Genomic DNA, 9,147 nt, shown 5'->3' on the forward strand with positions numbered 1-9,147 from the left:
TTGAACTTCATTCTCTCAAAAAACAAGTCGGCCTTTCACTCTTATTAATAAAACAACTGAGAAAGGACAAGCTAACATCAAGTAAAGGAGGAATGACGTTTGCCTCAGGAGAAAAAACGCGGCATGAAAAAAGAGCTGTCTCAGTCTGTTGAACATGCCAACCAAACAAAGCCTTCCACTAAACAAAAAAGCAAAAAAATCACAGAGTAAAACCGGGCCAAGCACGCCCGGTTTTACTTTAGTTTAAACGTAGATTGATCAATTAGTTCAACATCACTTCTTTGTCTAATTCTCTCCATCAGTTGAAAGAGCGCTGCATCTTTTTGCTTGGCTTCAATCATACAATCAATTTGGTCTGTGCTACCTTTGACTTCATTTAGAAAAGAAAAGAACCAATCAACATCTACATAATCAGCATGACTTCGAAATTCCTTTTCACTCTTAGGAGAAGAAATATGCATCTTAACAGGTAGTGAAGAGTCTCTCCAAGTATTAACCACTCTCCCCCATTCTGTCACCCAATCTTTTGTTTTATGACACGCCACATGATGATGATAATCAAAAACGAGCGGCACGTTTAACTTCTCACATAAATAAAGAGTATCTAGGAGCGTAAACGTTGTATCATCATTCTCTAAAATAATGGTTTGTTGTATTTTGTGTGGGGTATACATCCAATTATGGATAAACCGTTCAAGTGATTTCTCCTTATCATCATAGGCTCCTCCTACATGAAGGACACACCGATGTGTTGAAGGAAGTCCCATTTCTTCAAGAAGACGCACGTGCAAAGAAAGCATTTGAATCGATGCTTGTAAAATTTCTTTCTTAGGTGAATTAAGTAAGACGAAATGATCCGGGTGAAAGTCCACCCTCATTTTTTCTCTAATTGCAAAATCACCTACCTGTTTCAACGATTTCTTTAGTGGAGAAAGATAATCCCACCCTTCAAGGGCTTCATGATTGGCAAGCGGGATTAGCCTTGAGCTAAAGCGAAAAAAATGAATCTCGTTCCCTTTATTGTGCTTAAGAAGACGTAGGCAGTTCTCAAGATTTGAAATTGCAATCCGCTCCAGTTTCCGAATAGCAGCTTCTCTATCTTGGATTTTTTGAAATTGAGCATATGTCATCGTCTGAGACGGAGAGCTGTTATTCAGTTCTGTACTCATTGCGACATACCCTAGCCGAATAATTGTCATTCCATTCTCACCTCCAAACATCTTTCTATTAGGCTCTCCATTCCATTCTTAATTCATTAGCCACAACTTACGTTCGATTAGACGTTGAAGCGTGGTACAATAGACATAATACCTGGATGCGGGTAATAACAAAAAAGGGGTAATTGTATGGCAACTCGAATCATTACTGACAGCAGCGTCGACTTCCCTGAAGAACTGCTAAATGAATTGAACGTAACGGTCGTTCCACTCAACCTTCTCTTTGGTGAAGAAGAATACAAAGCTGGAGTAGATCTTGATACGCAAACGTTCTACCAAAAACTAAAAAAATCGAAAGAACTTCCTAAGTCCTCTGCCCCAGCACCACAGGACTTTCTTACAAAATTTGAAGAAGCAAGTCCTGAGGACGATATTCTTGTTATAGCGCTGTCCGGAGCATTAAGCACTACTTATGACAATGCTGTACTTGCAAAGAAAATGTTTCATGAGGAACATCCTGACAGGAAAATCGAAGTCATCAATTCAAAAACAGCCTCATCAGGTCTTGGGATCATTGTTTATCACGTTGCAGAAATGGCTCGTGACGGCGAAACCTTTGAATCCATCGTTGAACAAGCATATGAATACACAGAAGATACGCTAACAATGTTTTTATTAGACACCCTTGAGAACGTTATCAAGGGGGGACGCCTCGATCGTGTAAGAGGAACGATTGCTTCTGCCTTGAATATTAAATTACTTATGAAGGCAAGTGATGACGATGGTTCACTTGAGGTCCTTGATAAAATCCGCGGAAACAAGCGAGCAGTACGCCAGTTCATACAAAAAATTGGCGAGTATGGGCATAATTTTGAGGATAAAGTCATTGCTGTAGCTCATAGTAATTGTGAGGATAAAGCAAAAGCATTAATCGAGCAAATTCAAGAACGCTATAAATTTAAAAACGTCATCCTTTCGACGATGGGGCCGCTTATTGGCACTTATGCTGGCGAAGGTGGCCTTCTTGTCGCATTCAAGAAAAATTAATATCCATTTAGGAGCGCATTTTGCGCTCTTTTTTTTGGATAAATCTATGTTTGCTCATATTGTTGATTACTCAAATGAGCCAAAAATCAATAACATTCATTACCATTGCCTTGAATAAAATAAAAATTTAAAATAAAAAAACGCTTTCTTTACAGGAAATGAATGACCATTCATCGAAATGTGTTCAAAACAAAGAAGTGTGGTGAGCAGTTATGAAATGGGAAAAATTATTTAAACCAATTCAATTAAGGAGATTAACCCTGCCGAACAGAGTAATGATGGGATCCATGCACCTTGGAATGGAAGGTAATAAGGATCAAGAGGATGCTCTCATTTCGTTTTATACTGAACGGTCAGGAGAGAACGGGCCAGGTCTCATTGTCACAGGAGGGATTTCTGTTTCACCTGAAGGCGATGGTGGACACCATTTTCTAGGATTCTATCGAGACGATGATCTTCGAGTCATGAAACGATTAACAAGCAGCGTGCATACAGCAAATGGGCGTATTGCGGCACAGCTTTTTCATGCTGGACGATATGCTTACTCTGAGATGAACGGCATTCCGTCTGTCGCTCCATCTCCTATCAAATCGCCCATACACAGAGAAACTCCCCAGGAACTAAATGAACTAGATATTCTTAATTTACTTGAATCCTATGCAGAAGCTGCCAGGAAAGCGAAAGAGGTTGGATTTGACGCAGTAGAAATCATGGGCTCTGAAGGATATTTAATCAATCAATTCCTATCACCAAGAACAAATAAGCGAGCAGATAAATGGGGCGGAAACTTTGAGAATCGCACCCGTTTTGCAATCGAAGTCCTTAAAGCAGTTCGAAAAACAGTCGGAGAGGATTATCCAGTGATTTTTCGTATGTCTGGACTCGATTTAGTACCCGACTCCTCAACACCAGAGGAAACCGTTCAACTAGCTACAAAATTAGAGGCCCATGGCGCTGATATTCTAAACATTGGAATCGGTTGGCACGAATCAACAGTCCCAACGATTTCAATGATGGTGCCTCGTGCTGGTTTTATTGAACCCGCTCTACAAATTAAAGAAGCGGTGACCATCCCGGTGATTGGAAGTAATCGAATTAATGACCCGGTTCTAGCTGAAGAGTTACTTCAGAAACTCGATATGGTCTCAATGGCTAGACCTTTCCTGGCCGATCCACATCTATTAGTGAAGGCGAAGGAACAAGCACTTGATCAGATCAACACATGCATCGCTTGTAACCAGGCATGCCTTGATCATGCCTTCGAAGGCAAAGCCGTCTCTTGTCTTGTTAATCCCAGGGCTGGCAGAGAGCACAAGTGGACCATTAAGAAAGCTGAAAATATAAAAAAAGTTATTGTGCTCGGTGGAGGCGTCGCTGGCATGGAAGCTACAAGAGCTCATGCTGAATTAGGTCATAGCGTGATACTTTATGAGGCGAGCTCTGCGCTTGGTGGGCAGTTTAACCTGGCTAGAAAAATTCCAATCAAGAAAGAATTTGATGAAACCATTCGCTACTATACAACGGAACTAAACCGATTAGGCGTTAAGATTTATTTAAATCATAAACCAACAGAACAAGAGCTTTTAAATCATTCACCAGATCTTGTTGTGGTAGCAACTGGTGTGACACCACGGCAACCGGTTATTCCGGGTATTGAACACTCCATCGCTTATCCAGACGTTCTTTCTGGTAATGTGGCTGTGGGCAGAAATGTGATTATCATTGGGGCCGGTGGCATCGGATGCGATGTGTCTCATTTCTTAATTGAAAAAGGAATCAATAACATTCTCCTTCTAAGACGTAATGGAAAAATGGGTGAAGGCCTTAGCAAAACAACTAAATGGGCGATGTTGCAGGATCTAAAGAAAAATGGTGTGAAGTTTCGAACGAATCTCTCATATGAAGAAATGACAAAGGATGGTCTTACGATCAGAAATGCAGAGACAGGCGAGAAAGAATTTCTCGAAGCCGACACCATCATTCTCGCAGCTGGGCAGGAATCGAATATACCCCGTGAATGCGAATTACTTTCACAAAAAGGTGTTGAAATCGCAGTTATCGGTGGCGCTCGTCTTGCTGGTGAGCTTGATGCGAAACGCGCCATTTATGAAGGTGCTAAAATCGCATTCGAACCCGAAACCATATCGATTAACTAGCTAGGTCCCAAAACGAAAAGAAGAGACGCCAGAGAGCGCCTTTTCTTTTCGTTCTATATCAATTCCAAATCATACGTTTAAGAAAAGGCACACTATAAACCGTACCTTCTAACTGCTCTATGATCCAATCTTCCTCTTCCTTCAACCAGTTTCGAATAAACTTAGCAGATTTCTCATGCTCTTCAATCGTCATAAACTGAAAAATTTCTTTCGACTTCTCGACCTCTTTCTCCCCCAGTGTTCCAACCAATGCTTTTAAACCAAGCTGAGCTCGATCCGGATGATAACGGTGCAATATCACTCTTGAATAATGAAGCATGACTTGATTTAACATATGAACAGACCAAATATCGTTTCCTCTTCTTCTCGACTTCTCGTATTGAAATAAGAAAAAAGCCGTATCATCCACATGATTAATAAACTCCTGCCTCGATAAGGTTAACTGCTCATTAAAATGACTCAACCGATTGTTGGGATCATAAATCACTTTGCAATAATCTTTCTCTATCAACGATTCCGCTGTCACTGTAAATAAATCAAGATGGAGCATATTATCAAACACAGCGATGATCTGGGGAGCAATAATGAAAATTTCATCATAAAAGAGAAGATTAGCATATGCTTCTAAATGATGCTTTCGATTCTTAAGAAACAACTCCACATCGTTCTCTTCTACAAGACAATAAAGATCAACATCCGAATTTTCATCATGTTCGTTTCGCCCCATAGATCCTTTAAGGAAAATTGCTTTTACGAGAGGATCTTGCTCCAGACTGTTAGATATCAGTCGAACTGCTTCTTCTTGCTTCACTCCCTCACCTCATTTTTACATTTTTTAGATATTAAATCATTATATAGGGATTGGAAGTAAATAGACAAGAAAAAAAAGAATGCTTATATGCACTCCTTATCCTAATTTATCACCTTTTTTCACTTTTTGATCAGGCTGTATTAGCACGACTCCTTCATCTCCGTATACGCCTAATACAAGTACTTCAGACATATAATCTGCAATTTGCCGTGGGGGGAAATTCACCACTGCCATCACCTGTTTACCGATTAAATCATTCTGGTTATACAGGTCCTTAATTTGTGCACTGGACTTCTTGATACCAATTTCCTCCCCCAGATCTACCTTTAATTGATAAGCTGGTTTTCTAGCCTTTTTAAAATCATTCACTTCAATAATTTCCCCAACACGAATATCAAGTTTCATAAAATCATCAAACGTCGCCACTTCATCCACCCTGCCTTTTCATCTAAGTATAGAATCATTTTCTTTCAATACCTCTACCATTTGTTTCTCGAGATGATTTTAAAATCCTTCTTATTCCAATCTCTTCTCCATAAAAAGATGAATCCCGCTATGAATTTCATCCTCACTTTTGTGTCGCTCTCCAAATAAGAATGAAGAATAACACTCTACTAGGAAGCGATCGCTCTCTTCAAATTGTATAGCGTATAGTTCAGATAGGGTGAGGGGGTATTGTGAAGTCTTGAAGAACTGTTCGATGCGAAGGGCGTACATGATGTCATTTAATAATTCGTAGTGGTTGATTGGTGGCACACACTGTTGCAAGCGAGTATCAATAGACTGTAGCAGGCTCATAAGACCAACCTTGATTTTATTTCTTGAAGGAAGGACAAAAGGTGTTTCTCCAAATACATTTAATTGCTCAAAACAAGGAGCCACATACTCTTTTGACCCATCAGCCATTTCACTAAATTCCTGTAGACTAACTTCTCTTAGATCAAGTGAAATACCCGTTAGTTCAGGGAGACATGGCGACTTACTTGGGAGCTCCTTATAAAAACACCAGATATCCAGATCGGAATATGGACCAGCTTCTCCTCTAGCAAAGCTACCAGTCAAAACAATCCCAGATAACGATGGTTGTTTCAATCGGACAACAAGTCGTTTAGCGTATTTTTCAATCATTATTGGAGTAAGTAGTGGATTTCGCATCTCTTTTTCTCCTTTTCACCGAGACCCTAAGAAGGAGCTAGCAAGTATGAAGCTGTTCTTTATAGTTAAAAGCAAGTTCTTTGTTTTATAAACAATCATCCCGCTAGTTTGTAAGGAAACGGTACACCGTATGAATAACCTCATCCCGATCCTCCCCGTGGCAGATCAAATGCTTTGAATTCTCCATCAATCTAACCTGTTTCTCATCCGAACGAATCAACTGATAAATCGTATCAGCGGTTTTATAAGGTACCATTCCATCAAGCTTTCCCTGTAAAATGATCGTTGGAATAGAGACCTGTTCGAAGGATGGCTTGAGGTGTTGGACAAGCTTTCGAAATTCTAATGAAGCAAGGAGCGGCGTTGTCTTTACCTTTTTGCTATAGCGAATGAATAACTCATTCTGAAGAAGCTTTCCTCTGCATAGATCAGTCATCATTTCTCTTATATCCTTCACCATTTGAAAAGGATGGATATACTGTATAGCTGCACTTAATAATACTAATTTATCGATTTGGTACTTCGTTGCTAAATAGCCTGCAAGAACGCCCCACATTGAAAACCCAATGAGATAAATCGTGTCGCACCTTTCTAATAACTGTACTAAATATTCCTCAGCTGTATCTACCCACTGTTGAAAGGTAATCCCTTTAAGTGAATCGTTCTCACCGTGTCCTGGAAGTGTCGGTGATGCTACAACCCAATCCGTTTGACTTCGAAAATAATTTGCCAAAGGTTCAACCTCAAATGGTGACCCTGTAAATCCATGTATGAGCAAACAACCAATCATGTTTGTCCTCTCACCTTTCCTTCTGTCGTTACCACTTTATATTCCCATCAGAAGAAAAAGTTAATCGCTTGTTGCCCATACATATCATTCCTATTACTTAAATGATGTTCTTGAATCTTTCCGAACATGAACCTTTAGTGAAGGCGGTTCAAATTCTTCACGAAGAGATGTAGAGCAATTCGGACAAATCACCGCTTTCGAAGGTATCGGTGTACAGCAAAACGGGCATTCTTTTCTAGTCATAGAATTAATAGGATCCTGTCCTGGTTTTCGCCATCTATTCAACTGACGAACGACAAGAAACACCGAAAAGAAAATGATTAAAAAGCGAATGGACGTTGTAAGGAAAACTCCATAATTGATTGTTGCCGCCCCGGCTTCTTTTGCATCAGAGAGAGAAGGATAATAATGCCCATTTAAACTAATAAAAAGATCGGAAAAATTAATTCTCGCTAATAGTAGACCTACAGGTGGAAGTATTATATCTGAAACAAGCGAATCGATAAAATTACTAAACGCTGCGCCTAGGACAATTCCAATTCCCATATCAGCCGCGTTACCTCTAATAGCGAAATGACGAAATTCATTTAATAGACCGATGGAAATTCACTCCTTTATCCTCGCTCTACACAATATGTATGCTTCATTAATACAAGCTATGAATTTTTCTAATCCTTGCAATTTTTCTTTAATTAATTTTAAAAGCGAAGAAAGTCATTTAGATGATATAATGTCTATTTGCGACTATAGTCTAACATCAAGGAGTGAACAATAATGACATTTGCACTAGCCTGGTCAAAGGCTAATCCATTAATTGAGGATCCGATGGCTGTATTTGTCTATCTAACGGTTGTAGTTGGAGCAATCTTCATGCTTGGCGAATCAAAAAACAACGTTCTGCAGAAGATATTTCATTATGCCCCACCGTTAATTTGGACATACTTTATCCCAATGCTATCAACGACATTTGCGATTATTCCGCAAGAGTCGACTTTATATGGCTTCGTTTCTACGTATATTCTTCCAGTTGGGCTCCTGCTGTTATTATTATCAGCTAACGTCCCAGCTACGTTAAGATTAGGACCAAAAGCCTTATTAATGTTCCTAGCAGGAACAATAGGTGTTATTATCGGCGGGCCGATTGCGCTAGCCATCTTCCAACCTTGGCTACCTGCAGACGCATGGACAGGAGTTGCTGCTCTCGCAGGAAGTTGGATTGGCGGCTCAGCGAATATGGCTGCAATGATTGAAGCAGTGGGGACACCGAAAGAAATTCTTTCCCCAATTATTGTCGTTGACACTGTTGTCGGCTATAGCTGGATGGGGATTATGATTTTCCTAGCAGGATTCCAGCACAAGTTTAACAAATGGAACAAAGCGGACGATTCCGTTATTCAAAGTGTGAATAAGGAAATGAATGATATTCAACGTAAGAATGAACGCCCAATTCAAGTACCTCAGCTACTAGGATTACTTGGACTTGGCTTTGGTGTCTCTTATATTGTATTGAAAATTTCCGAGAATCTTCCACAATCAGCTGTTCTTTCTACAACAACATGGACAGTCATGATTATTTCTGCCATCGGTATTTTGTTCTCATTCACTCCTATTAAAAAGCTAGAGGGTTATGGCGCTAGTAAAGTCGGCTATACAGCCATTTATCTTTTGCTTGCAACAATAGGGGCAAGAGCGGATCTTACTTATGTAGTGGATTCACCACAATATGTTCTAATGGGCATTGTGTGGCTCAGTATTCATATTCTTGTTATTTTCATCGCAGCGCGCTTATTACGTGCCCCTCTTTTCTTTGTAGCCGTAGGTTCACAAGGAAATATTGGTGGGACAAGCTCGGCACCAATCGTTGCCTCTGTTTTCCAACCTTCACTTGCTCCTGTTGGACTTTTGATGGGAATTGTAGGTAACGTTGTCGGTAGCTACGCAGCGGTTCTCTGTGCGCAATTGGCCAAGATGGTCGCCACAATGTTGCTCTAGAACCTTAATCTAGAAAGTTAAAAGAGGCTGGGACAAAAC

9 protein-coding genes are annotated in these 9,147 nt (G+C 40.1%); 3 read left to right on the forward strand and 6 right to left on the reverse strand.

All coding sequences use genetic code 11. The features are described from left to right. Positions 1-233 precede the first annotated feature (233 nt). Complete coding sequence (gene uvsE, locus ACIFPW_RS03175) at positions 234-1,199, reverse strand: UV DNA damage repair endonuclease UvsE (protein ID WP_430241946.1); 966 nt, start codon at positions 1,197-1,199, stop codon at positions 234-236. A gap of 147 nt (positions 1,200-1,346) precedes the next feature. Here uvsE and ACIFPW_RS03180 point away from each other — a divergent pair, with 147 nt between their 5' ends. Then, the gene (locus ACIFPW_RS03180) at positions 1,347-2,204 is read left to right on the forward strand and encodes a DegV family protein (RefSeq protein WP_194222510.1); all 858 of its coding nucleotides are present in this window, start codon (positions 1,347-1,349) and stop codon (positions 2,202-2,204) included. Between the two features lie 212 nt (positions 2,205-2,416). Further along, the gene (locus ACIFPW_RS03185; RefSeq protein WP_430241948.1) at positions 2,417-4,360 is read left to right on the forward strand and encodes an FAD-dependent oxidoreductase; all 1,944 of its coding nucleotides are present in this window, start codon (positions 2,417-2,419) and stop codon (positions 4,358-4,360) included. Positions 4,361-4,418: 58 nt separating this feature from the next. Here ACIFPW_RS03185 and ACIFPW_RS03190 read toward each other — a convergent pair whose 3' ends face one another. The 5 genes from ACIFPW_RS03190 to mscL all read right to left on the reverse strand — a co-directional run bounded on the left by ACIFPW_RS03190 (position 4,419) and on the right by mscL (position 7,722). Beyond that, entirely contained in the window at positions 4,419-5,171 is a 753-nt protein-coding gene (locus ACIFPW_RS03190; protein ID WP_430241950.1) for a nucleotidyltransferase domain-containing protein, read from the reverse strand. Between the two features lie 96 nt (positions 5,172-5,267). Further along, a complete protein-coding gene (locus ACIFPW_RS03195) occupies positions 5,268-5,597 on the reverse strand; it encodes a tRNA-binding protein (protein ID WP_226616766.1) in 330 nt (109 codons plus the stop codon). Between the two features lie 90 nt (positions 5,598-5,687). After that, the gene (locus ACIFPW_RS03200) at positions 5,688-6,326 is read right to left on the reverse strand and encodes a nucleotidyltransferase domain-containing protein (protein WP_430241952.1); all 639 of its coding nucleotides are present in this window, start codon (positions 6,324-6,326) and stop codon (positions 5,688-5,690) included. A gap of 103 nt (positions 6,327-6,429) precedes the next feature. Further along, complete coding sequence (locus ACIFPW_RS03205) at positions 6,430-7,116, reverse strand: alpha/beta hydrolase (RefSeq protein ID WP_430241954.1); 687 nt, start codon at positions 7,114-7,116, stop codon at positions 6,430-6,432. Between the two features lie 93 nt (positions 7,117-7,209). Then, positions 7,210-7,722 (reverse strand): large conductance mechanosensitive channel protein MscL, encoded by a 513-nt coding sequence (mscL, locus tag ACIFPW_RS03210; protein ID WP_430241957.1) that lies wholly within the window; start codon positions 7,720-7,722, stop codon positions 7,210-7,212. Between the two features lie 168 nt (positions 7,723-7,890). On the opposite strand from mscL, the gene ACIFPW_RS03215 reads away from it, so the two are divergent. Beyond that, the gene (locus tag ACIFPW_RS03215; protein ID WP_194222516.1) at positions 7,891-9,108 is read left to right on the forward strand and encodes a DUF819 domain-containing protein; all 1,218 of its coding nucleotides are present in this window, start codon (positions 7,891-7,893) and stop codon (positions 9,106-9,108) included. Positions 9,109-9,147 lie beyond the last annotated feature (39 nt).

It is taken from the genome of Pseudalkalibacillus sp. NRS-1564, from assembly GCF_050467905.1.
Classification (GTDB): Bacteria; Bacillota; Bacilli; order Bacillales; family Guptibacillaceae; genus Guptibacillus; species Guptibacillus hwajinpoensis_B.